The sequence below is a fragment of the Muricauda sp. SCSIO 65647 genome (genome assembly GCF_021534965.1).
Classification (GTDB): domain Bacteria; phylum Bacteroidota; class Bacteroidia; order Flavobacteriales; family Flavobacteriaceae; genus Flagellimonas_A.
In genome coordinates this window covers 3,685,126-3,709,173 of record NZ_CP091037.1, presented here as the reverse complement: position 1 = coordinate 3,709,173, position 24,048 = coordinate 3,685,126, and the positions used below count along the sequence as shown (strand labels likewise).

Annotated in this window: 20 protein-coding genes and 1 tRNA gene; 11 read left to right on the top strand and 10 right to left on the bottom strand. The window is 41.0% G+C overall.

Annotated elements, in window-relative coordinates:
• The first annotated feature begins 10 nt into the window (after positions 1-10).
• The 6 genes from L0P89_RS16465 to L0P89_RS16440 all read left to right on the top strand — a co-directional run bounded on the left by L0P89_RS16465 (position 11) and on the right by L0P89_RS16440 (position 7,393).
• Complete coding sequence (locus tag L0P89_RS16465; RefSeq protein ID WP_235268064.1) at positions 11-1,309, top strand: glycosyl hydrolase family 17 protein; 1,299 nt, start codon at positions 11-13, stop codon at positions 1,307-1,309.
• A 63-nt stretch (positions 1,310-1,372) separates the two neighbouring features.
• Positions 1,373-2,839, top strand: a complete 1,467-nt coding sequence (locus L0P89_RS16460; protein WP_409557579.1) for a glycoside hydrolase family 30 protein — start codon at positions 1,373-1,375, stop codon at positions 2,837-2,839.
• A gap of 30 nt (positions 2,840-2,869) precedes the next feature.
• Positions 2,870-4,300: an MFS transporter gene (locus tag L0P89_RS16455; RefSeq protein WP_235266209.1), complete on the top strand. Its 1,431-nt coding sequence runs from the start codon at positions 2,870-2,872 to the stop codon at positions 4,298-4,300.
• Positions 4,301-4,344: 44 nt separating this feature from the next.
• Positions 4,345-4,980, top strand: a complete 636-nt coding sequence (locus L0P89_RS16450; RefSeq protein WP_235266208.1) for a hypothetical protein — start codon at positions 4,345-4,347, stop codon at positions 4,978-4,980.
• Between the two features lie 58 nt (positions 4,981-5,038).
• Positions 5,039-6,460, top strand: coding sequence for an MFS transporter (locus L0P89_RS16445; RefSeq protein WP_235266207.1), 1,422 nt, complete (start codon positions 5,039-5,041; stop codon positions 6,458-6,460).
• A gap of 48 nt (positions 6,461-6,508) precedes the next feature.
• Positions 6,509-7,393 (top strand): glycosyl hydrolase family 17 protein, encoded by an 885-nt coding sequence (locus tag L0P89_RS16440; RefSeq protein ID WP_235266206.1) that lies wholly within the window; start codon positions 6,509-6,511, stop codon positions 7,391-7,393.
• A 220-nt stretch (positions 7,394-7,613) separates the two neighbouring features.
• Here the strand turns inward: L0P89_RS16440 and L0P89_RS16435 are convergent, their stop codons facing one another.
• A complete protein-coding gene (locus tag L0P89_RS16435) occupies positions 7,614-8,105 on the bottom strand; it encodes a hypothetical protein (protein ID WP_235266205.1) in 492 nt (163 codons plus the stop codon).
• Positions 8,106-8,272: 167 nt separating this feature from the next.
• Between L0P89_RS16435 and L0P89_RS16990 the strand changes: the two genes are divergently transcribed.
• On the top strand, positions 8,273-8,404 hold the full coding sequence (locus tag L0P89_RS16990; RefSeq protein ID WP_262911458.1) for a hypothetical protein: 132 nt from the start codon (positions 8,273-8,275) through the stop codon (positions 8,402-8,404).
• Between the two features lie 58 nt (positions 8,405-8,462).
• Here L0P89_RS16990 and L0P89_RS16430 read toward each other — a convergent pair whose 3' ends face one another.
• From L0P89_RS16430 to L0P89_RS16420, 3 genes are all read right to left on the bottom strand, one after another.
• Positions 8,463-9,899 (bottom strand): hypothetical protein, encoded by a 1,437-nt coding sequence (locus tag L0P89_RS16430; protein WP_235266204.1) that lies wholly within the window; start codon positions 9,897-9,899, stop codon positions 8,463-8,465.
• 516 nt (positions 9,900-10,415) lie between these two features.
• Positions 10,416-11,111: a hypothetical protein gene (locus L0P89_RS16425; RefSeq protein ID WP_235266203.1), complete on the bottom strand. Its 696-nt coding sequence runs from the start codon at positions 11,109-11,111 to the stop codon at positions 10,416-10,418.
• A 111-nt stretch (positions 11,112-11,222) separates the two neighbouring features.
• Entirely contained in the window at positions 11,223-12,485 is a 1,263-nt protein-coding gene (locus L0P89_RS16420) for a hypothetical protein (protein ID WP_235266202.1), read from the bottom strand.
• Positions 12,486-12,880: 395 nt separating this feature from the next.
• Here L0P89_RS16420 and L0P89_RS16415 point away from each other — a divergent pair, with 395 nt between their 5' ends.
• Entirely contained in the window at positions 12,881-13,177 is a 297-nt protein-coding gene (locus L0P89_RS16415; protein ID WP_235266201.1) for a helix-turn-helix domain-containing protein, read from the top strand.
• 234 nt (positions 13,178-13,411) lie between these two features.
• Here L0P89_RS16415 and L0P89_RS16410 read toward each other — a convergent pair whose 3' ends face one another.
• Together L0P89_RS16410 and L0P89_RS16405 are read right to left on the bottom strand one after the other, a co-directional pair.
• Positions 13,412-14,344: a hypothetical protein gene (locus L0P89_RS16410; protein ID WP_235266200.1), complete on the bottom strand. Its 933-nt coding sequence runs from the start codon at positions 14,342-14,344 to the stop codon at positions 13,412-13,414.
• A gap of 2 nt (positions 14,345-14,346) precedes the next feature.
• Complete coding sequence (locus L0P89_RS16405; protein ID WP_235266199.1) at positions 14,347-15,300, bottom strand: hypothetical protein; 954 nt, start codon at positions 15,298-15,300, stop codon at positions 14,347-14,349.
• Between the two features lie 798 nt (positions 15,301-16,098).
• Here L0P89_RS16405 and L0P89_RS16400 point away from each other — a divergent pair.
• Positions 16,099-18,456: an ABC transporter permease gene (locus L0P89_RS16400; RefSeq protein ID WP_235266198.1), complete on the top strand. Its 2,358-nt coding sequence runs from the start codon at positions 16,099-16,101 to the stop codon at positions 18,454-18,456.
• A 325-nt stretch (positions 18,457-18,781) separates the two neighbouring features.
• Here the strand turns inward: L0P89_RS16400 and L0P89_RS16395 are convergent, their stop codons facing one another.
• Both L0P89_RS16395 and L0P89_RS16390 read right to left on the bottom strand, forming a co-directional pair.
• Entirely contained in the window at positions 18,782-18,991 is a 210-nt protein-coding gene (locus L0P89_RS16395; protein WP_235266197.1) for a hypothetical protein, read from the bottom strand.
• 22 nt (positions 18,992-19,013) lie between these two features.
• A tRNA-Ser gene (locus L0P89_RS16390) sits at positions 19,014-19,098 on the bottom strand.
• A gap of 231 nt (positions 19,099-19,329) precedes the next feature.
• Between L0P89_RS16390 and L0P89_RS16385 the strand changes: the two genes are divergently transcribed.
• Positions 19,330-20,082: a sulfite exporter TauE/SafE family protein gene (locus L0P89_RS16385; protein WP_235268063.1), complete on the top strand. Its 753-nt coding sequence runs from the start codon at positions 19,330-19,332 to the stop codon at positions 20,080-20,082.
• Positions 20,083-20,172: 90 nt separating this feature from the next.
• Complete coding sequence (locus L0P89_RS16380) at positions 20,173-21,363, top strand: DegT/DnrJ/EryC1/StrS family aminotransferase (protein WP_235266196.1); 1,191 nt, start codon at positions 20,173-20,175, stop codon at positions 21,361-21,363.
• A 60-nt stretch (positions 21,364-21,423) separates the two neighbouring features.
• Here L0P89_RS16380 and ribB read toward each other — a convergent pair whose 3' ends face one another.
• Both ribB and L0P89_RS16370 read right to left on the bottom strand, forming a co-directional pair.
• Positions 21,424-22,566 (bottom strand): 3,4-dihydroxy-2-butanone-4-phosphate synthase, encoded by a 1,143-nt coding sequence (gene ribB, locus L0P89_RS16375; protein ID WP_235266195.1) that lies wholly within the window; start codon positions 22,564-22,566, stop codon positions 21,424-21,426.
• Positions 22,563-23,990 (bottom strand): LptF/LptG family permease, encoded by a 1,428-nt coding sequence (locus L0P89_RS16370; protein WP_409557578.1) that lies wholly within the window; start codon positions 23,988-23,990, stop codon positions 22,563-22,565. Before L0P89_RS16370 ends, ribB begins: the two co-directional genes overlap by 4 nt.
• Positions 23,991-24,048: the final 58 nt, after the last annotated feature.

The window sequence follows — 24,048 nt, the reverse complement described above, 5'->3', positions numbered from 1 at the left end:
CATGATACAGATGAAGCACCATATAAGAATAATGATGTACTTGTTGTTGCCAGTATTCATATTTTCATGCAAAAACAATTCAAAAACAGAAAGCAAAACCGAAACCGTGACGAAAGAATTGAGTCTAAGCGCAAAGGACATTTTAGGACACCCTGAATATTTGGCCATGTCATACGGAGGGTACCGATATGCCGACCATAACATTGAGCCAACAATGGACGAGCTTAAGGAGGATGTAAAAATATTGGCCGCAATGGGCATTAAAGTGCTTCGTACCTATAAAGTACATAAACCACAAGCAGCTAACTTGCTACAGGCCATCACTGAGCTGAAAAAAGAAGACCCTGAATTGGAAATGTATGTTATGCTGGGTATATGGATTGATTGTCTTAATGCCTGGACGGGTATGGAACCGGATCACAACCAAGAAAGTGCAGACAACAAACCACAGGTTGAGGAAGCCGTCAGGCTTGCCAACAAGTATCCTGACATCGTAAAGGTGCTGGCCGTTGGCAATGAGGCCATGGTCAAATGGGCAGCTGACTACTATGTGCAACCCGACGTAATCTTAAAATGGGTCAACCATTTACAAGACCTTAAAAAAGAAGGAAAGCTTTCAAAGGATTTATGGGTTACAAGCTCCGATAATTTTGCGTCATGGGGTGGCGGTGGAGACGAATACCATGTCGAGGATTTGAATAAATTAATAGAAGCGGTAGATTTCCTTTCCATTCATACCTACCCAATGCACGACACGCACTACCAGCCAGAATTTTGGCAAAAACCGATTGAAGGACATACAGACATGACCCATTTGGAAATAGTTGATGTGGCCATGCTAAGGGCAAAACATTATGCCATGGCCCAATACCAAGCCGTAAAGGATTATATGGAAAGTCTGGGGATCAGCAAGTCCATTCATATCGGTGAAACGGGGTGGGCAAGTTTTTCTGATGGTTATTATGGGCCAAAGGGCTCTAAAGCCTGTGACGAGTACAAAGAAGCATTGTACTATCAACACATGCGTGACTGGACAAACGAAGCCAAAATGTCATGCTTTTATTTCGAAGGTTTTGATGAGCCATGGAAAGGTGGTAACAATCCAGGAAATTCTGAAAAGCACTTTGGCCTGTTTACGGTTGATGGCAAGGCCAAATATGCGCTTTGGGACGAGGTGGACAAAGGTATGTTTGAAGGATTGACCAGAAATGGCAACCCCATAACAAAAACCTATAATGGTGATAAAGAGGCATTGCTGAGTGAAGTATTGGTACCCCCTACGGCAAGTGAAATCAACGCTCATCATTAAAAATGAATGGTAAGATATCGGGGAATGGGAACACCGAAACATTATATTTTTATCGTATTGACCATGGGTATGCTGGGGTGTAGCGAAAAACAGCGGTCTTTGCACGTGACGGTGTACGAAACCTCGGCCAATGGCAATAAGCTAGAAAGAATAACGGCGGTTTCTTCCGATGGGAATACGGCAACCATAAAACTGTTGCCCGATCAAAAGTTTCAGACCATAACAGGGTTTGGAGGGTCGTTTACCGAAGCATCGGCACATTTGTTGAACCAGCTGGGCAAACAAAACCGCCATAAAATTTTGGAAGCCTATTTTGGTGAGGACGGGGCAAGGTATTCATTGACGCGCACGCACATGAACTCTTGTGATTTCTCTTTGAACAATTATTCTTATGCACCTGTCGAGGGCGATACAGAACTGGAACATTTTTCCATTGATGAAGACCGTGATGACATCATCCCCATTATTAAAGAGGCGATGGCGATATCAAAAGATGGGTTCAAGATTTTGGCATCACCATGGACCGCCCCACCCTGGATGAAAGACAACAATGACTATGTTGGGGGAAAGTTATTGCCAAAATATTATGATACCTGGGCGTTGTTTTTTTCCAAGTATATTGACGCATACAAAAATGAAGGTATTGACATTTGGGGACTAACGGTGGAAAATGAGCCGCTTGGTAACGGAAATAACTGGGAAAGTATGCACTATTCCCCTGAGGAAATGACACAATTTGTACAGAACCATTTGGGGCCCAAATTGGAAGCCGATGGCAAAGCCGAAGTCAAGATTTTGGGATACGACCAAAACCGTGAGCATTTGAAAGAATGGGTCGATGAGATGTACAAGAACGAGGCCACCTCAAAATATTATGATGGTACCGCGGTACATTGGTACGCCAGCACGTATGAAGTATTTCCAGATGCTTTGCAATACGCCCATAAAAAGGCACCTGACAAGTATCTGATCCAATCAGAGGCCTGTGTAGATGCAGAGGTGCCCAAATGGCAAGACGATTCATGGTACTGGTCTAAAGAAGCGACAGATTGGGGTTGGGACTGGGCACCTGAAGAAGACAAACACCTACACCCCAAATATGTGCCGGTATACCGGTATGCACGAGACATTATCGGTTGCCTTAACAATTGGGTCGACGGTTGGATCGACTGGAACATGGTGTTGAATAAACAGGGTGGCCCCAATTGGTTCAAGAACTGGTGTGTGGCATCGGTCATTGTGGATCCCAAAACTGATGAGGTGTACTTCACACCCCTATATCATACATTGGTACACTTTAGTCGTTATATCAGGCCCGGTGCGATAAGAATAGGCTTTGAAAACCGAGATGATGTATTACAGGTCACTGCTGTTGAAAATCTTGATGGATCGGTCGCCGTGGTCATTTTAAATCAAGAGGCCGAACCTAGAAACTTTTCCCTTGTTTTGGGAGAGCGTTCCACGGCTGTTCAAATAAGCGGACAGGCCATACAGACAATAATGGTTGAAACTATACCAGAGAATAGCTAACCAAATTTAAGAACCGATAAATATAACACGATGTCTGAAAGTAAAACTGCTGCAAAAGATATAGTCCCCTTAGGGCAAAAAGCGGCCTTCGGAGCGGGCCATTTGGTTTTGAACCTTTATCCGGGAGCCCTGGGTTTCTTTATGTTCTTCTTATTGACAGCCTTCGGTATGGATCCATTTTTGGCAGGTTTGTTGGGTGGATTACCCCGTTTTTTTGATGCGATCACCGATCCGATTATGGGGTTTATTTCTGATAATACAAGCTCAAAGTGGGGTAGAAGAAGGCCCTACATTTTGGTTGGGGGCATACTGAGTGCCGTTACCTTTGTTTTTCTTTGGCAGCTTAATGAAAACAATTCTTCAGACTATAACTTCTGGTACTTCCTCATTATGTCAATGGTTTTTCTTATTGGCAATACCATGTTCGCTACACCCTTGGTCGGCTTGGGCTATGAAATGACCTCAGATTATAACGAGCGAACCCGTTTAATGGCATTTTCACAAACAGTCGGTCTAATAGCTTGGGTAATTGTACCTTGGTTTTGGGTGATCATTGCCGATCCAGATATTTTTAGCAACCAAGCCGAAGGCGTAAGAACCATGGCAATTTATGTTGGGGTAGCTTGTTTGCTACTCGGGCTTTTGCCGGCTATTTTTTGTAGGGGCATGGATTCGGCCCAAATGGGAAATAGAAAAAAATTGACCTTTTCCTCTATATTCAGTAATTTAAAAGACCTATTTGTCAGTATAGGAGAGGCCGTAAAGAATAAGCCATTTATGAAACTATGTGGTGCTACTTTCTTGGTATTTAATGGTTACCAAATCGTAGCGTCTTTCAGCTTCTTTATTTTCGTTTTTTACATTTTTAACGGAAGCTATGAAGCCACCGCGACATGGCCGGCCTGGTTTAGCTCCATAGGTGCATTGGTCTCGGCATTTTTAGTGATTCCGATTGTATCGGCAATGGCCACGAAATGGGGAAAAAAGAAGGCGTTTATTATTTCAACGGCCCTTTCTATAGTTGGATACGCTTTGAAGTGGTGGGCGTTTACTCCCGATAATGTTTGGCTTTCTTTTATTCCAATACCATTAATGTCATTTGGTTTGGGTAGTTTGTTCACCTTGATGATGAGTATGACCGCCGATGTCTGTGATCTAGATGAGCTCAACAATGGCATGCCAAGGAAAGAGGGTACCTTTGGGGCATTATACTGGTGGGTCGTAAAACTGGGGCAAGGCTTGGCGCTCGTTTTAGGAGGTCTGGTATTGAAATTAATCGGATTTGATGGTAATGCGGCCACACAAACGGTCGATACTTTGACCAAACTACGAATCGCGGATATCATTATTCCTGTAGTAACAGCAGCCTTGGCTATTTGGGTGATGTGGAAATACAGCCTGTCTGAAGAGCGTGCAAAAGAGATCAAAGCCCTACTCGAAGAAAGAAGGGGCGTATTGTAATCGTGTTGAATGGTTAAATAGGTAACAAAAGTTAAAAAAGAAAGATGTCAACAAAAATAATAATCATATCAATAGGGGTTCTACTTGCATTGGTGGCGATCCTTGGCAGTATAAAAGGAAACTCGGGCAAAAGGTTGCTCAACACCAAACTTGCGGTACTGTTCGGAATAACGGGTATTTTATTGATGATATATGGCAGCTATTCATCAGATTTGGTCAATTACAATACCCAAATGGAACAGGTTTCCATAGGCAATAAGTTAAAGATCAGCGGGCCGGTAAATGCCGTGAAAGTCGTTTCTCCAATCGATAAAGACTCCGTAGACTGTCGTATTCTGACAATGGGCGTTTATCCCGAACGCCATGAAAAAGATATTTGGGTCATTATCAGACCTACTGATGACAGGTATTATCCGCAATCAGACCATACCAATACTTCTTATAAAAGAGATGGTGAATGGCAGGTTGTGACCCGTTTCGGCGGAGACAAGGGAGAGGCCTATGATTTGATTGTTTATGAAGCAGATTCCGCTGCCTCATCATTTTTCAGCGCTACCATAGCAAAATGGAAGGAGGCTGATGATTACCCAGGGTTACAATTGGAAGAAATGCCTGCCGGAGCTAAGGAAGTAGAGCGCATTGTGATTTATACCAGAAAAAACTGTAGAGGAGTTTTTTAGTGGAAAACCACGCCAAAGATGAATCCGTTAAAAATTAACAAGATGCCACAGCTCACCGATGCGTACTGAACATAAAGATAGTGTTCCATTTGGTCAAAAGCTGGCTTTTGGAATTGGAATGTTTGCCAACCAAATGTTCCCGGCCATTCTCGGAATTTTCATGGTGGTGCTTGTAGAAGATTTGGGATTTCCGGGTTGGATGTGGTCACTCATCTATTTTTTCCCCAGAATCTTCGATTCGATTACCGATCCCATTATGGGCTTTATCTCAGACAATACCAAATCTAAATGGGGAAGGAGAAAACAGTATGTCTTGATTGGTGGGCTTATTATGGGTATAGCCTTTATATTCATGTGGCAGCTCTATGCAGAGGATACATTGCAATACAACTTTTGGTATTTCTTTCTCTGGTCGATCATTTTTTATCTGGGCCTGACCTTTTTTAGCGTCCCTTATGTGGCAATGGGCTATGAGATGAGTGACGATTTTCATGAACGTACCGATATCATGGCCATTGCCCAATGGATAGGCCAATGGGCCTGGGTCATTGCTCCGTGGTTTTGGGTGATCATGTACGACCAAGATTGGTTTCCCTCGGCAGATGTGGCCGTTCGTGAACTGGCAATTTGGGTTGCTATTCCATGTGCGATATGTGCTTTGGTCCCAGCAATTTTTATCAAAAGTAAATCGACGCTTAATGAAAATTATGAGCCTTTGAATTCCGCTAATATTGGCAATAGTGTGAAAAAGATAATCAAGAGTTTTAAAGAGGCCTTCATGATCAGTCAGTTTAGAAAAATATGTATTGCCACGTTCTTGATTTTCAATGCATTCAATACTGTTGCGGCACTCACATTTTTCGTGGTCGTATACAAATTGTTCAACGGTGACGCCGACGCTTCGGGCATCTGGGTATCTTTGTTTGGTTGTTTAGGGGCACTGGGCACTACCTTTATTGTGATTCCGACCGTAACCTGGATGGCCAAGGCTATGGGCAAGAAAAAAGCCTTCATGGTGTCTCAGGGTATTTCAGTTGTGGGTTACATCATGTTGTACTTTCTTTTTGTGCCGGGCAAACCTTGGATGTATATCATCGGCCTACCCTTCTTTTCTTTCGGCATAGGCAGTTTGTTTACCATTATGATGTCAATGACCGCAGATGTAATAGATATTGATGAACTCAATTCAGGTAAACGTAGAGAAGGTATTTTCGGTGCAATTTACTGGTGGATGGTCAAAGTAGGTTTTGCCATAGCCGGTGCGCTCAGTGGTCTCATAATTGCAATAGTGGGCTTTAACCCAGACCTGGCCACGACCGGGCAACAGTCTGCGGTGGATGGATTACTGGCGTTCTTTTGCTTTTTCCCCATGGCCGGTACAATTTTCGCGATGCTTGTCATGCGAAAGTATGATGTATCTGAAAAGCGTGCCAATGAAATACGTGCAGAACTTGAAAAAAGAAAGGCCATTACGGTTTAAATTTGTTGTTTTAAAATAGAAAGGAACTAACAAAAATAGTAGAAAGCAATGTCGTACAAAGCAGAACGATTTCTTAGTCTAGCCTCATTGGATTATGCTGGTAAAAGTGAAAAAGAGCTGAAACTACTTTGCCGAGAGGTGCTCGACGAGGGCATGCATGGCCTGTGTTTTAGCCCATATGTGGAAAATCAACAGCCTGGGGACCAGATTTCTGAAGATCAGATCCATCGACGAATGGAGATTATCAAGCCTTATACAAATTGGATCCGGTCATTTTCTTGTACAGAAGGCAATGAGGCCATACCGCGCATTGCCAAAGAATATGGTATCAAAACCCTTGTTGGGGCATGGTTGGGCGACGACCCCGATATCAACAATCGAGAGTTGGAAGGTCTGATAAAATTGGCTAATGAAGGTTTTGTAGATATTGCGGCCATAGGCAATGAGGTCATGTACAGGGGCGATTTGAGCGAGGATGAATTGTTGGACTTTATCAAAAGGGGCAAAGAGGCAATAACACATGTGCCCGTCGGTTATGTCGATGCCTACTACGAATTTCGGGAACGGCCTAGAATAACGGAAGTTTGTGATGTTATTTTGGCCAATTGCTATCCGTTTTGGGAAGGTTGTGATCTAGATTATTCCCTTTTGTACATGAAAGATATGTTCAGGCAAGCTGAACGAGCGGGGGGTGGCAAAAAAGTAATTATTTCAGAAACGGGATGGCCAAGTCAAGGCACCAATCTAGATGGGGCACATCCGTCTCTGGTCAATTTCATAAAGTATTTCATAAATACCCAGAAATGGTCAAAAGAAGAAGCTATTGAGATTTTCTATTTTTCATCATTCGATGAATCTTGGAAAGTTGGGGCCGAAGGTGACGTAGGGGCTTTTTGGGGGCTTTGGGATAAAGATGAAAAATTGAAATTTTAGTCGCGACTGCTGCCAATTGAATTAAATTTCTGAGGGAAGAGAAGAACAATAGGTCAACAAGATATCAAAAGCCCATATTTAAAAATTAACTAAATACGAATTCTAACTGTTTTTTCTTTTCTGTTAAAACATTGGCTCTAGGAAGCAAGAGATCTACAGGCGTTTTGAGATGTTTTCGACAAGCACAGCTAACAGCTAAACCCAAACTTTTTTGTCAATACTAAATTTGTTGTAATAGTTTACGGTACTCTCTCCGTATGGAAACCGATTCACCGCCCACTGATAATTGCCCACTCAAGGTCAGTAGCTCATCTTTACGGTCCAGTTCCAGTAGCACTGTATCCTTTTCCTTTGATACGAACCTTAAACCCACAGTTGGGGTGATGTTGCCTGAAGCATCTATGTTTAGCGCAGGAGCCCAACTCGCGTCATTTATATTTTCAATTATTACGCATTCTTCGTTCTCATCCAGTATATAGTCATAGAGTTGAGCATTATTTACGGGATCCTGTTCACTGAACCAATATAAAATCAATTTGCTGTTTTCACTACACTCATCCAAAACAATATTGTCATTATCAATTGTTGAGCTTACCAGCTGCCAGGTTCCTAGAAATAGATTTGGGTCTGGAGAGGAGATGTCATCGTTATTTTCACATGCGAACAAAGTCATTAAGAAAGTCAGTATAAGACAATACAATAGTTTTTTCATACTTTGAGATTAAACTTTATCGAGGTGAAAGTTTTGTTTTTTCAATATATACGATAAAAATAGGGTCGATATCTTATCAAAGATATGATAAAAGTCAATTCCGAGATGGATAGGTCGCGCTAACGAAAATGGAAAATTTAGAAGTATAGAACGTTGTACGGGTGTATATGGCCGAACAGAAGTTAAAGGAGCGAATCAAAGAGCTTACCTGTATTCATGAGGCTACATCATTGATTGTCAATTGTGATTATAATGATGCAGAGACAGTACTGTATGGATACAATGGACAAAGCAAGTAAGGTTGGCTATAACTTATAGCTGTAAACCCCAAGACCAAATCGGCCTTGGGGTCAATTATTAAAGGTTAGTGTAATAATGCTTGAGATAGTAAGAGAAAATACCAACTTTCTTGACATTGTACTTTACGCCACCATCAGTATAGGTCTCGTTGGTAATGCCATTTCCTATTATTGTTGAAAGTACCTGTCTTCTTGTTAGCGGGACCTTGCCCCTTAGTTTGGCCCCTCCAACAGAAATTTTTACTTTAGAAGAAATCGTCGCTTCGGCCACGGGCATAACCTTTCCGTTGACAAGTTTGAGCCCAGCCTTGGTGTTCAGTTCCGCAGCTACTTCACCCCTTAGCCTGTGCTTAGAGAAAATTGTGATCACCTGTTCGTTTTCCGACATATTCCAGTCAGCATCGAACTCTCTGTTGACCTTGTGCCACCAACCTTTCTTCACACCTTTTTTACGAAACCTGAAATAACCGATTTTGTACACATTTGATTCAGCGGTAATAGCACCTCCGCGTACTGAAATTTTTCCATCTGGTGAACCTCGAAACACCTCTATTCTTTGGTGAGTGGCTGCAAAACCTAACCAATCTTTGCCCTTTACCCGAAAACGCGGCATTACGGTACTGATAATATCATCTTCTTCTATATCCTTATGATTGACATTATAGGTCAATAATTTGGGTCCCTTGGCAAAAGGTGGGTGAATATCGTTTCGCTCTTCATCCCTAACCGGGAACAGCTCTTCATAGCTGCACTTCCTGCCATCAATATCACAACTATCTATAGGTGATAGGACAAAGACCTGATGGTCATCTAGAAAATCGTCGTCAACAGGCCCAATGGGCTGCAAGGTTGGCCCCATACCGGAAGAGATTGATGGGTCGTACTTGAATGCTTCGTTGGTCTTTGTATATTCTAAAGGGTCGTAGGTTACATAGAAAACATCCTCAGAACCCTTGCCCGCAATAATTTTGTCTTCATAGGGCAAGTAAATCTGCAATTCTTCGTTGACCAATATTTGGGCCAGTTCTTGGCCAATTTCATCTTGATTGGACTTTGAACTTATGGAACCGACATCAACGTTTCGATCGGTCAATTGAGAAGAAATGTAATCATACTCTTCAATATTATTGACAACTTCATCGATCAGTTTCTGTCTAAACAACGATTTTCCTTTTGAAAACGAAGCTTTGTCGGTGTTCAATAATTTAACTTCGTTCTTGCGCAGTACATTGCGCTCACCCAGTAAGTATGAAAAGCTTGCCAATTCGCCATAGCTATCGATTTCTGCCATTTTTGATACCACTTCGTTTCTTACATCCCTATCTGCTAGCACTCTGCCCATCAATAAGGAGGTTTCTTTCATAAATTCTTTTCGCTCACCCAATGATTCATCAGTTTCTATATTCTCAATGCCCTCGATTGACGTAGACTCACAAGAGACAATCGCCAAAGCAATGAGTGTCCGTACTAATGGCCCTTTGTAGAAGTGTTTCATCTTATGTTGTATTTTAATGTTAATGGCTAGTTTGAAATAGTTCGTTTTGTCTTTTTATTTCTTATCTGCTTTCGATGTTCAGTTTGATTATTTGGTACTGTCCCAATTATTATCTTCCGTAGTTTATCAAAAATCTGTAAAAATATTCTTACATATAATTGAAGGCAAATAAACAAAAATATTTCTATATACAACAATTTTATTTTTGTTATTTCATTTGATGAACTAAGAAGATATTAAGAACCTTTATTTTGAAAATTATTCAGACTTGAATTGATACCGTTTTTCCTTTTAAAGAGAAGAAGGCCTTTTATGAATTGGAAAAACTGGCGGTTTCAGGGCTTTCTGAAGCGATAAAATTTTACTGGTGCCGCAAGGAGTGCTTTTTGACATAATATCAAACGGTATATGTCATTCTTCTAATTTTCGGATTGACAATTTCCGGTTGAGTTTCATGGTTATGGCCTTTTTTCGAATTACCTGAGGTCCGATTCACTGCCAATGCTTTCGTTTTATTTATAGCTTTCCAAAATCATAGCTATAATTTATAAAGGGAACCCAAAATGTAGTAGTCTCCTGAAAATAGCCCGTGTTCGTTGAGACGTAAGTTCCTATCATAACTTTAGACTTGCCTTTTGCATACCCTATTGATATTCTATTCGCACCGTAGCCGAAGTCCATCTGGGACGTTATTGAGCCAACTATATCGCCATTGCCATTAAAAACCGGTTCAGTAATAGAAAACCCCGTGTTTCGGTTAAGTAGAGAGACTCCTACATTGGCGAACAGGTCCCCATTCTTAAAAACGGGAAAATGATAACCCAGACTAAAATGATATCCAAAGATTATGTCGTTTTTTGCATTGGAAACACCTGTATTATTCCCCATACCATCCGATTCATTTACGATTAAGTCGTAACGAAAAGAGTTATTAAATCCGACACTTAACCTTTCTGTAATGTAATAGCTAACCCCAATATTCAACGAAATACCAGAGTTTTGCATGTCAGGGTTAGTGAATAGGGCTTCCCGGCTGATATTGTTGAGTTTGTACACAGGGGTTATTCTATATTCCGGCCCTAAACTGAAAAAAAACTTTCCTTTTCTTTCTAAGTCTTGAGAAAAACAGATTATTGGTATTGCAATCACAATGAACGAAAAAAGCCTAAAAAAAGAGTTCTTTTTATGAATGCATTCTTTCGTTGAATCCATAAAATAATTCTAATAAGACAATTATTTAATTAGTTTATAAACATAGAGGTTTCATGTTAAAAGACTTAAGTAATGAATCCTCTTTTGTATTTAATTTGTCGATATTACTCTTTATTGTTCTGGAGAATAGGTATACTCGATAACGCTATTATTTACTCTTGTACCAAAAGGTCTGACGGCGTTAAAAGCGGGGGCCCATTTAAATGCCCGATTGGCACGAACAATTTGAAAATGATATTTTTGATTGTAGGATCGATAGGGTAGGCCGTCAACAAAGCGGTTATGATTGTTAAATGAAATATACTTTCGTGGGGCTGGCCACCCGTCATATTCATAAATAACATACGCTAAATATACTCCGCTTTCCCTTTCAGGGCGATTGTCATCATACATGAGGTGTTTATTTATTGTTTTATTTCTTTCTTTTCTAACATCCCTATTGCTATACTTGCTCAAGCGATATTCTGGCAAATTTAGTCGATTGATTCCTTTTTTATTATTAGGATACCATATATCTATCGCTTCAGTGTAGTCACGGCTTCCTTGTGGACAAACATTCGCGGTATCTTCACAGTTGGAAGATCTAAATGGAAAAAACCAGCCATAAATCTGGACATCGGCTTTCTCTAACCAGGACTCTTTTTTATCCTTTATCTTCATTTTTGTGATTTTTAAACTAGTCTTTGAAATTCCACTAGTTCCACCTCCGATTCCGATGGTTCCGACACTTCTACCGCAATTTTGATAAGCTATTTTCTTAATTGCGGCGGGTTGTTGACCGCATTCTACCAGTGATAAGGAATATACTGACAAGTTACCTTTACTACTGGTCGTCTTAGAGAATTCATCTTCGGTATAATCTTCATCGACCAATTCAAGTTCTCCGACTTCGTTTAGTTGATAGGCTTTAACAAATTCTACTCCAGTATCTTCATTATAACTACTGACGGCAAATGTGGCATTATCAGCTCCACCGACACCTTGATTTATGAGTGTCAGTACGGGATGCCATGTTTCACCTTCTAAATCAGTAAATGCATCAACAGAGGGGTCTACATCATCTTTTGACCCCAAATCATTCTCTAGTAATAAGCTTTTAATGTAGACGGCAGGTCTTTCCCCTTTACTAGTTTTAAACTCTGATATTTTATCAAAATCAGGATTAACCTTAATTACTTCGGCCATAAGGGAGGTGAGATGAAACTCTTTGTAAGTCAATTTATCTTTAAGCGGGGCATTTTGAACACTTTGTTTGTCCAGTATGTTTGAGATACTATCTTTCTTTTCTTCAAAATTTATACCTCCATTAGAACAGGAGTTCAAAAAAAAGAAAGACATAAATAATGGTAATGGAAGTACGTTTTTTGTTTTCATTTCTTATCTGCTTTCGATATTCAATTTGATTGTTTGATACCGTTCCAATTATTATTTCCCGTGGTTCATTAATACTGATGTGAAAATATTCCTACAAAAAGTTGAGAGCAAATAAACAAAAAATTTCTATATACAACAATTAGTATAAATATTTTTCTTTCCGTAGGCTTTGAAAAAATAATATCAAGGGTTGCAGATAGCTTGGCCAATAGGTGAAAGGCCGTGGCAAGAACACTGAACGTCCGTAATTTGATTCACATTGCTTTTCCAACATTTTGCGTATGGTACATATGCGTGTGTCAAAGGTTGTTCTTTATGGATAAAAACCTGCAGTTCATGGATGTTTTGAACGTATTGCAGCAGAACCCTTTATTTTTAAATTGTGTACGCTAACTTTGTATAAATCCAATACCCTCTTGGTCAATCTTACCCCAGAAGAAAGAAAGTTAAAGACAGTGGTGCAACGCATGCTCGGAGAGCATCTACGTGCCATACGGCTAAGTAAAAAGATGAAACAGAAACTCGTTGCCGACCGTTGCGGTTTTTCCCGTAGTGGGTACAACCTCATTGAAAAGGGTGAACGGAACCTGACATTTTTTTCCCTGCTGAAAATAGCCAAGGTATTGGACGAACCCCTGGAAAACTTGATGAAAATCGAGGGTATCGATACAATCGAAAACCTTTGGGCTTAGTATATCGCGTTTGATGGTTCGATTGGTGCGTGTTGTTATTCCAATTAATTTGCCCAAACTTAGAAAGTAAATCCAATGGGGCAAGGGTGCGGCGGTTGACCTTTGAAGGGATTGCGATTTTTAAGAGTGATTTTCAGTTATAAGTATCTAGAAGGCTGCAGCGTACAGCAGCCCTTAAATTCAACACTTTCAATCCCAGTTTCTTTATAATGGATTGTTACCAATCTATTATGTTCACTGTTTATTTAGAGGTCTCAATTTTTCAAAAATTTCAGTGCTTATCCAATAAATGCCACGATAAGGCTCTTTCACTTTCTTAAAAAAAAGATACTTGCCATCGGCTGTCAGCGTTGGGGCACTGGAACCTGCTTTGGTATTCACTTCAGCTCCGACTGGAGTGGCCTTGGTCCAGATATTTTCACCTATTTGAAAAGAAATGTAAATCTGCTGAATGTTGTCATTTTCAGGTCGCGAAGTGCAGAAAAGTATATAGCTCTCATCTGGCGCAATTACCGAATTGCTTTCTCCATATACAGAATTCACATTCGGGCCTAGATTTTTCACATTTATAAAATTACCATTGACCCATTCGGCTCGATATAGATCATCATCACCATAGCCGCCTGGACGTGTTGAACGAAAAAAAACGTTTCTATTCTTTGAGACAGAAGGATATACCTCTCCTTCATTTGTGTTGATGTCAGTACCTGCGTACATTGGCTCAGACCAACCGCCTTCTGTTTTTATGGCATAGTATATGTCGAGTCCGGCTGAATTTGGTTGTGGTCTATCAGAAGCAAAGAATACATAATTGCCATCAGGCGAGAAATTAATGTCCACATCGGAATATTTACCAGAAAATGAAGCGGTTACAGGGCCTATCCATTTACCATTGACCAGTTTGAACGTTTTTATTTCATAGGTAGGGTCCGGGTTTTTCTCTGTGGCTTTGTAGTAGGAAAAAAACATTTCCTTGCCATCAGGCGAAAAAGAAACATTGAAGCTCCTATTTTCCCCTTTTGGATGTAGTACCAATTTTCCATCATGAAATAACTCTGCTTTAAGTCCTGGAGGTTTTTGACCAAAATAGTTGTCTTTTTTTACTTGCGAGTGTAGATGGCAAAGCATTACCATTGGTACCAAAAAGGAGAGTAATGGTTTTGTCATATTTAGTCTTTACTTAGTAATTCTGAGGGTTTCAACTCTTCTATAACCTTTGAGGATACCCAATATATGTCTTCTTTTCCCCTACGCCTGCTCGTAAAAAACAAATACTTTCCATCTAAAGTTATACTGGGACAAATCTCATCATAAGCTGAATTTACTGCAATCCCAAGATTTTTGGCCTTTGTCCAGCTATTATCTTCCTTTTTAAAGGAAACATACAAATCTTGCGTGCCAAGCGTATCCGATCGATCTTTTGAACTAAAAATAAGATAACTCTCATCGGGAGCGATGTAACCATCCCAGTCATGCATTTTACTATTGATGTTCCCATTCAAAAGAATAGGTTCTTGATAGTTCTTATGTTCATATGGAGCCAAATAAAGATCACATCCGCCCCAGCCATCTTGCCTGCATGAGAAAAAATATAGGTTTCCGTTAGCTGCTACCGAGGGATAATTCTCACCAAAGTCACTATTCACAGGAGGACCGAGATTAACTGGATTTGACCATTCTCCCGACTCTTTTCTTTGAATAAAAAAAATGTCCAATGACTCTAAGCTACTTTCTCCTTTGTTGCGAGGTCTGTTTGAACCAAAAAAAATTCTTCTTCCATCCGGTGATATGGTAAAATCACGATCAATAAATGCAGAAGAAAAATGCAGGGGTAGGGGTTTTGTCCATTTCCCATCAATTTCTTTGGTAACGAAAATGGAAAATGTCCCATCATAGATGGCGTTAAAGTAAAATTCTTTGGCATTCTCTGTGAACGCAGAACACATTTCTCTTCCTTCAACTGTTGAAATAATTTCGGAACTAAAGACTTCGGCGCTTAAACCAGGTGGTTTTTGACCTAAGTAAGGTCCACTTAATTCCGGGAAATCAAAATTCCTTTCCTGTGCAAACGCATTAATGCAAACCATAAAAAACATCGCAAATAACAATAATGATGTTCTCATGTTTAGTTCATTTATGCCTAGACACTAAGGAGATAAAGTGCATTTGGACTTTATTCGCTTTGCAAGTACTACAAAAATAAACATTAAAGGATATTGAATTAGTTAAAAGAAGAAGTGCCAAAAAACCATTTTGAGAAATCATTTCTCGAATGGTCAAAAGACGTTTTGAAATTGACTTGTTTTTCTGTTTTTCATTGGTTCGCCTATTCTGCTTTTATTGGACAGTTCTATACTCATATTCAGTTTCTTATAGCATATTGATTTCAATTAATGTTAAACAGGGCTGTGCTATGTTTCTAATAATCACATTTTCTTTAAACCATGGGAATCAATGAAATTTGGAGGGTTTTGCTCAAATACGACCAATGCGCTTGAAAATAAAGCGCTTATTGCTTCGCAGTACCGCTCTTTTGTTTTTATTCGTTCAAGAAAAAAGGGCCGCTTGTTTAACCAAACTTTAACAATTGTACTCGTTTTACTTATTGTTTGATAGTGAATCAAAACGTCGCAGTTTAAGCCGAATTGAAGAGTTCTAAAAAACGTTGGTTTAAGGTGACATTGCATTTTTTGAATTTCATCTTAGGAAATGTGTTTCCGCATCTATTGGCCGTTGTACAATTAATTGACATTTTTTGTCAATTTTCTTTACACTTAAATGAGACTTTTTTAAAATTCCAGTCATAACTAATTGACTTAAAGAATATTAATAAATTGGAATAGTTATTGGGTGAAATTCAACATCTTTGAGATATCTGTGTTCCAAGGCAGATATCCCATATCATCTGTCAAAAATAAATCATGATCAAAAACTATCTAAAAATCGCTTGGAGGAACCTCTGGAAGAATAAAGGGTATAGTTCTCTTAATATCTTTGGTCTGGCAATTGGCATTACTTGTGCCAGTTTGATATTGCTTTGGGTCGAGGATGAATTAAGTTTCGATAGTACTTTCCCCAAAAAGGATTTCGTGTATTATGTGCCGACCAACCAAAAGTTCGAAGGGGAATGGCGCACGGTTTTTCAGTCAACACCTGGTCCCTTGGCACAAGTAATGAAAGATGAAGTTCCAGGGGTTGTCAAGAGTTCACGTTCGATAGGTTCAGATGTTCTTTTTAAGGTTAGCGATAATTCGATTAATAGATACGGAAGGCACGCCGACCCTGATTTTTTAGACATATTCAGCCTCACTTTTGTCGAAGGAAACATTGAAAAAGCTCTTGATAAACCTGATGCTATTGTAATTTCCAAAGAGACCGCGACCCATCTCTATGGGAAAGGTAAATCGGCTCTAGGTAAAGTGGTTACAGTAAACAATGATATCGACTATACGATAACCGGAGTTTTCGAAAATTTACCTTCCAATATTAGCTATTCATTCGATTGGGTCGCACAATTTGAAGGTTTTGCGGCAGATAAGCCATGGATGTCAGAATATGGAAGCTTTTTCTCCGATACTTTTGTAGAACTATCTCCAGAAGCTGATTTTGAAACAGTTGATGCCAAGGTTCGTGAACTACTTCCGGCAAAAAGAGGTGATGAAGATGTCATTGCCTTTCTGCATTCAATGAAAGATTGGTATTTAAGATCGAACTTCGAAGGTGGCAAAAAAGTAGGGGGGCAAATTATTTATGTACGTTTATTCGCAATCATTGCAATTATCATCCTCTTGATTGCCTGTATCAATTTCATAAACCTTTCTACTGCCAGGAGTGAGAAAAGAGCCAACGAAGTGGGTGTTCGAAAAGTACTAGGGTCAAGTAAAGGCTCCTTGATTTCACAGTTCATGGCCGAGGCCCTGATAATTGCAATGGGTGCGGCAACCATAAGTATAATACTGTTGGTGGTTATAATACCTCAATTCAACACGTTGATAGAGAAACAGCTGGAACTTCGATTTTACGATATCACACATATGTTTTCACTTTTGGGAATCACCTTGATTTGTGGTCTTCTTGCAGGGTGGTATCCGGCATTCTATCTATCCTCATTTAAACCCGTTACGGTTCTCAAGGGAATCAGAAGCAAAAGAGAGAGTGCCACAATGATTCGAAAAGGATTGGTAGTCATTCAGTTTACGGTTTCCATCATATTCATCATTAGCACCATCATTGTATATCAGCAAGTAAACCATGTAAAAAGCCGCGACCTAGGATTCGATAGGGAAAACCTGATCAGACTTCCGGTAAACGGGGATGTCATTAAAAATTTCAATCCCATTCAACAAGATATGATCGGCTCTGGAAAAATCGAAAATGTGGGCCTAAATAATTCAGCAATCCTTTCGGGGGGCAATAATGGATGGGGGTTCGAATGGCAAGGAGCTACAGATACCGAGGATATCGTGATTTCTAAGAGATATATAAGTTCTGGTTTTTTTGAAACGGCTGGAATGGAAATCGTCCAAGGTAGAGGTTTCAATGATGGGTTAGACAATTCCAGTAATAATATCTTGATTACGGAGACTTTTGCCAAATTAATGGGTGAAGGAAGTGCCATCGGCAGAACTGTTAGACGCGATGGGGACACCTATACCGTTATCGGTGTGGTCAAAGACTATTTGTATGGCGATATGTATGGCGCAAGCGATCCAGTGATGTTTTTTAATTATCACGGTGATGCCCAATATCTATATGTAAAGTCCAAATCAGGTGTGATGATGACCGAAACTTTGGCCGCTATGGAAAATGTAATGAGAAAGCACAATCCCGCTTTTCCTTTTGAATATCAATTTGTGGATGATGCTTTCGATGCTAGATTCAAAAGTGAAAAACTTATAGGAAACCTTTCCCAAATTTTTGCGCTGATTGCCATTATGATATCCTGCATGGGCCTCTTCGGTCTAGCGACATACACGGCCGAACAACGTAAAAGGGAAATAGGTGTGCGTAAGGTTTTAGGGTCTAGTATTAGGGGAATTGTGAAGTTGTTGTCAAAAGATTTTATGCGCTTGGTATTTTTTGCACTCTTGATTGCTGGCCCCATTGCTTGGTGGATGATGCAAAATTGGCTCGAAGGTTTTGCCTATAGAATTGAAATCAATTGGGTGGTTTTTGCTGTTGCCGGTTTGACTGCCATTTGCATCGCTCTATTGACGGTTAGTTTTCAGGCAGTCAAGGCTGCCATGGCCAACCCCGTAAAAAGCTTACGGACGGAGTAGTGCTTTAAACCGCCGTTTTAAAGGTCTTTTTATTTGATGCGGTAACCTTTTATCTACAAAGTCCCAAATGTGGTCTCTTTTAGTTTAGTAGTTTCGTTAATTCACTTTTTATGGGACAGTACGATGTCCATATTCAGTTTTTTATAGCATTTGATTTCAATTAATGCTAAACAGATATATGTTTTATTTCTAACGATCTGATTTTCTTTAGATTTTATGAATCAGTGAAATTTGGAGGGTTTTGGTCAAATATGACCAACGCAACTGAAAATAAAGCGCTTATTGCTTCGCAATACGGTTCTTTTGTTTTTGTTCGTTCAAGAAACTAAGGTTGCGCCACCCTAAAAACAAAAGCCCGCTTTTTCATCAAAAACGAGCTTTGCTTTAAGCGGAGGAAGAGGGATTCACTTTGTGTTCCCTTGACCAACGCACCTGAAAATAAAGCCCATATTGCTCCGCAATACCGTCCTTTTGTTTTTGTTCGTTCAAGCAACCAAAGTTGCGCCACTCTAAAAACAAAAGCCCGCTTTTTCATCAAAAACGAGCTTTGCTTTAAGCGGAGGAAGAGGGATTCGAACCCCCGGAGGTGTGACCCTCAACAGTTTTCAAGACTGCCGCATTCGACCACTCTGCCATTCCTCCAGTAAAAAGAAGAGGTCTGGTTTTCGAGACTGCCGCTCCCGATAACTATCGGGACGACCATTCTGCCATTCCTCCATAATATGCCCACCTTTTATCGGTGAGCGGGCTTGCCCGCCGAAGCCTTCGGCCTAGGCGGGTGCAAATATACATAGCTTTTTGAAAATTTTAATCTTCAAAACTTAAATTTTGTTTCCTCTCGGTGTTCGCCCCGAAGATTGTACTTTTGTCGGCATGACCGAATGGTGGCACTATCCTTTGTTGATCGTAGTGGGCTTTGTAGTAGGCTTCATCAATACCATTGCAGGGGGTGCATCCCTTATCTCATTGCCTACTTTGATATTCTTAGGACTTCCCCCAGCGGTGGCCAACGGCACCAATCGAGTGGCCATAGCCGTACAGACCGCCATGGCGACCGCAGGCTTTAAGAGCAAGGGCGTTTCCAATTTTCCGTTCAATCTATATTTGGGATTTGCAGCATTGCTGGGCGCTATTATCGGGGCCCAAATTGCGGTCGATATCAAAGGTGAGACCTTTAATCGGATCCTTGCCATTATTATGATCGTGGTGGTTTGCCTGATTGTTTTTAAGCCCCGGATCAAAATCGAGGATCTGCCCGAGCGCCTGACAGGCAAATACCGATGGCTTTCAATGTTGGCATTTTTCTTTATCGGTATCTATGGCGGATTTATCAATGCGGGTATTGGTTTTGTCATTATCCTCTTTTTGCATTACGTGAACCGAATGGGCTTGGTCAAGGTAAATGCGACCAAAGTCTCTGTGGTGTTCATCTATACCATGGCAGCATTGGCAGTCTTTATTCTCAATGACAAGGTCAATTGGAAAGTCGGCTTCATACTTGCGGCGGGCAATGGCCTCGGCGCTTGGTTTTCTAGCCGGGTATCAGTAAAAAAGGGAGACGGCTTTATCAAGACCTTTTTGGTCATTATGGTCATCGCAATGGCCATTAAACTCTGGTTTTTCTAAATCTCTGATAGTTTTGTACATTTCATCAACCATCAACCATCAACCACCTACTAACTATTGACTATTGACTACTAACTATTAACTACTCCCATGCCCGGATTTGAATTATTTGGTAAAGAAGAGCGACAACAGGTCGAAAAAGTATTGGACACCGGTGTTTTGATGCGCTATGGCTTTGACGGTATGCGCGATGGCCACTGGAAAGCCAAAGAACTTGAAGAAGCCCTGAGCCAACGCATGCAGGTCAACCATGCCCACGTGGTCAGTAGTGGAACCGCAGCGTTGACGATTGCCTTGGCCAGTGCTGGGGTAGGGGCCGGTGATGAGGTCATTATGCCCACGTTTACCTTTGTGGCGAGTTTCGAGTCGATTTTGGCATTGGGCGCCGTGCCCATTTTGGTTGATGTCGATGATACCTTGACCTTGAATCCAAATGCGGTCGAGAATGCTATCACACCGAAGACCAAGGTCGTGATGCCCGTACATATGTGCGGTTCCATGGCCGATTTGGATGCACTGCAGCAAATTTGCAAAAAACATGGATTATTATTACTTGAAGATGCCTGTCAGGCCATTGGTGGAAGTTATAAGGGCAAACCATTGGGAAGCATTGGGAATCTGGGATGCTTTTCTTTCGATTATGTAAAAACGGTCACCTGTGGTGAAGGGGGGGCGCTGATCACCGACAATGGGGAATATTATGAGAATGCCCAAAAATATTCCGATCACGGGCATGATCATATTGGAAACGATAGGGGAGCGGAATCACATCCTTTTTTAGGATACAATTTTCGCATTTCAGAATTGAACGCCGCTGTTGGCTGTGCCCAAATACAGCGGTTAGATGAGTTTTTGGGCATTCAAGAGAAAAACTATAACATGCTTCGAGAAGCACTCTCATCGGTTGAACGGGTTACCTTTAGGCGGGTACCTGATGGGGGAGTGGAGAACTACTCCTTTCTCAATTTTTTTCTCCCTACCGAAGAAATGGCGAGAAGAACACATAAGGCACTTTTAGATGCAGGTGTCGACAGCTGTTTTTATTGGTACGACAATAACTGGCACTATTACCGTAAATGGGAACATCTGACCAACCAAAAAACGCTGGGCAAACTTTCCCAAGAGGTGCTGCACGGACTTCAAGATTTTAACAAAGTTGATTTTTCAGTCTCAGATCACTGGGTAGGAAGGAACATTTCTTGTCTGATAAAATTGGGTTGGACCGAAAATGAAGTTAGCGAACGGGCTGATACCATGGTCCGTATTTTAAAAAGTTTATAGGTTTAGGAGTTTATAAGTATGGTGTTGCTGAATTGAACCCATAAACCCTGGACTTTTAAACTAATACCCCACATACTCAACAATCTCCAATCCATAGCCGACCATACCGACCCGTTTGGCCTGTTTTGAATTGGTCAGCAACCTGATTTTAGAGATGTCGAGATCGTGCAATATTTGGGCGCCAATACCAAAATCCCTCGCATCCATCTCGATAGGGGGGGCTTTCAGTTCACCCTTTTTCTGTAAATCTCTCAATTGTTGCAATCGATTGATCAGGTTCATCGATTTCGGTTCTTGGTTGATGAAGACAAAGGCACCTTTTTGTTCTCTATCGATGGCTGCGAACATGTCTTGTAATTTCTGATCCGGACTGTTGGTTAGGGTACCCAAAATATCGTTGTTGACCAAAGTAGAGTTGATACGGGTCAACACGTGTTCTCCCTTGTGCCAATCACCTTTGGTCAAAGCGATGTGTATCTGGTCATTTGTGGTTTGCGCATAAGCGCGGAGCCGAAACTCGCCAAAACGTGTCTGTACCATGAAGTCTTCCTTTTTCTCGATAAGGCTATCATGTTCCATCCGATAGGCGATCAGATCTTCGATCGAAACGATTTTGAGGTCAAATTTTTTGGAAACTTCTACGAGTTGCGGCAAACGGGCCATACTACCATCTTCGTTCAAGATCTCGACCAATAGTCCGGCAGGCTGTAGCCCCGCTAAACGCGCAAAATCGATGGCCGCCTCGGTATGGCCCGTGCGGCGCAGTACCCCGCCTTCTTTCGCGCGCAAAGGAAAAATATGACCAGGTCTTCCCAAATCATTGGGCTTGATGTTTTTGTCGACCAGGGCCTTTACCGTTTTTGCTCTATCATGGGCAGAAATACCGGTAGTGCATCCATGGCCAATGAGATCGACAGATACGGTGAACTGGGTATGGTGCAGCACGGTATTGTTTTCTACCATCATCGGAAGCCCCAGCTCGTTACAACGTTCTTCGGTCAAAGGGGCACAAATCAGTCCACGGCCATGGGTGGCCATAAAGTTGATGATCTCCGGACTCGCCATTTCCGCTGCAGCGATGAAGTCTCCTTCATTCTCGCGATTTTCATCGTCGACCACTATAATGACCTTGCCTTTTCGAATGTCGTCAATAGCTTCTTCGATTGTGTTGAGTTGTATCTTATCCTCCATAGTATGTATCATTCCGCCGTGTCTTTTTTCTTTTTCTTGAAGAAATCGGTGATGCGCTGTACTAAATTTCCATCGCCCATTAAGCCGCGGTCAGCGGTGGCGCGTTGGGTCAGAATAATGCTCAAAGGTAACATTATCAACACAGAAAGCCATGCACCCAACATGGGATGGATATTACCTTCTTTGGCATAATTGCCCGCAAAGACCCCAATGAAATAATAAGCCAAAAATAAAATAATGGCGATGACCATGGGCAGTCCCAGTCCGCCCTTTCGAATAATGGCGCCTAACGGGGCGCCCACGAAAAACAGAATGATGCACGAAAAGGCCAGCGCGAACTTTTTATGCAATGATAGCACATGGCTATTGTAAAACTTGAATCTGTTGCGAAGCTCATCTTTTTTGGCACGGATCGTGGTCAAGAGGCTCGAAACTTGATTTTTGGCATTGGTCAGCAATTGTAAACGCTGCCATTCAGGATAACGTTCAAGAAGCTGGGCAATGGTCGTTACCGAGTCTGTGGGCGTTCTTAACTCTCCTTGTATTTTCGAAGGGATTTCTTTTGACTCTTTGATAAGACTGTCACCCGGTTGTGGAACAGGAAAAGCCCCCATTCGGGCCACGATGTTCTTTGAAAATGCACGTACTTGTCTGACATTGTTGTCACGCAGCGAATCAATATCTTTTCGTAAGCGGACAACGTTTTTCATTTTATCGGTGGTGATGTCAGATTCTTTTTCAACATCAAGATCATTCAAAGATGAAATGTCAATGTTCTTGATGTATGTTTCAAATTCAGATTTGGCAAAGGGATGTTTCTTTTTGTCATCTCGTGATTTTGAATCTACTTCTTCGTAGTAATGGCCATCATTCAAGACAAGTTGTATGATATCGGATTCTTCATCACTGATCAGCTCTCCGGTCTTGGCTCGTATTACTGTACGGTTTATGCCATTTTTTGATTTTTGGTGAATAATGACATCCTCTAGAAAACGATCTTTTTCACCATATTTTTTTTCGACCTTGATGTTCATATTAGACCCTTCAATATCACTGAACACCCCCTCTACAATAACCGCCGCAGGCTTAACCTTGGCGATGTTTCGACGCATATTGTAGATTTTCTGTTCTGAAGCGGGAATAACGTTGTTCGCCAAAAAAAAGGTAAACCCGCCTAATACCACCACAAAGATGATGATGCTCACCATGGCCCGTTGTAGCGAGATGCCCGAGGCCTTCATGGCGGCAAACTCATAATTTTCAGCAAATGTGCCAAAGGTCAATATTGAAGATAGCAATACCGTCAGTGGCAACACCTTGTCTATGAGGGTGGGCATATAATAAAAAAGAAACTTGCCTATGATCCACAGATCAAGGTCTTTTCCGGCCAGATCGTCAATAAAAAGCCAAATCGTCTGAAATATGAAGATGAACATCAATATTGCAAACGAACTGAAAAAATTATAAAGAAACCGTGATAGTATATAACGGTCG

Bases quoted from the DNA above. Each gene is read 5' to 3' on its own strand.
- L0P89_RS16465 (WP_235268064.1), top strand. From the start codon at position 11: ATGAAGCACCATATAAGAATAATGATGTACTTGTTGTTGCCAGTATTC.
- L0P89_RS16460 (WP_409557579.1), top strand. From the start codon at position 1,373: ATGGGTATGCTGGGGTGTAGCGAAAAACAGCGGTCTTTGCACGTGACG.
- L0P89_RS16455 (WP_235266209.1), top strand. From the start codon at position 2,870: ATGTCTGAAAGTAAAACTGCTGCAAAAGATATAGTCCCCTTAGGGCAA.
- L0P89_RS16450 (WP_235266208.1), top strand. From the start codon at position 4,345: ATGTCAACAAAAATAATAATCATATCAATAGGGGTTCTACTTGCATTG.
- L0P89_RS16445 (WP_235266207.1), top strand. From the start codon at position 5,039: ATGCGTACTGAACATAAAGATAGTGTTCCATTTGGTCAAAAGCTGGCT.
- L0P89_RS16440 (WP_235266206.1), top strand. From the start codon at position 6,509: ATGTCGTACAAAGCAGAACGATTTCTTAGTCTAGCCTCATTGGATTAT.
- L0P89_RS16435 (WP_235266205.1), bottom strand. From the start codon at position 8,105: ATGAAAAAACTATTGTATTGTCTTATACTGACTTTCTTAATGACTTTG.
- L0P89_RS16990 (WP_262911458.1), top strand. From the start codon at position 8,273: ATGGCCGAACAGAAGTTAAAGGAGCGAATCAAAGAGCTTACCTGTATT.
- L0P89_RS16430 (WP_235266204.1), bottom strand. From the start codon at position 9,899: ATGAAACACTTCTACAAAGGGCCATTAGTACGGACACTCATTGCTTTG.
- L0P89_RS16425 (WP_235266203.1), bottom strand. From the start codon at position 11,111: ATGGATTCAACGAAAGAATGCATTCATAAAAAGAACTCTTTTTTTAGG.
- L0P89_RS16420 (WP_235266202.1), bottom strand. From the start codon at position 12,485: ATGAAAACAAAAAACGTACTTCCATTACCATTATTTATGTCTTTCTTT.
- L0P89_RS16410 (WP_235266200.1), bottom strand. From the start codon at position 14,344: ATGACAAAACCATTACTCTCCTTTTTGGTACCAATGGTAATGCTTTGC.
- L0P89_RS16405 (WP_235266199.1), bottom strand. From the start codon at position 15,300: ATGAGAACATCATTATTGTTATTTGCGATGTTTTTTATGGTTTGCATT.
- L0P89_RS16400 (WP_235266198.1), top strand. From the start codon at position 16,099: ATGATCAAAAACTATCTAAAAATCGCTTGGAGGAACCTCTGGAAGAAT.
- L0P89_RS16395 (WP_235266197.1), bottom strand. From the start codon at position 18,991: ATGAAAAAGCGGGCTTTTGTTTTTAGAGTGGCGCAACTTTGGTTGCTT.
- L0P89_RS16385 (WP_235268063.1), top strand. From the start codon at position 19,330: ATGACCGAATGGTGGCACTATCCTTTGTTGATCGTAGTGGGCTTTGTA.
- L0P89_RS16380 (WP_235266196.1), top strand. From the start codon at position 20,173: ATGCCCGGATTTGAATTATTTGGTAAAGAAGAGCGACAACAGGTCGAA.
- ribB (WP_235266195.1), bottom strand. From the start codon at position 22,566: ATGATACATACTATGGAGGATAAGATACAACTCAACACAATCGAAGAA.
- L0P89_RS16370 (WP_409557578.1), bottom strand. From the start codon at position 23,990: ATGTTCATCTTCATATTTCAGACGATTTGGCTTTTTATTGACGATCTG.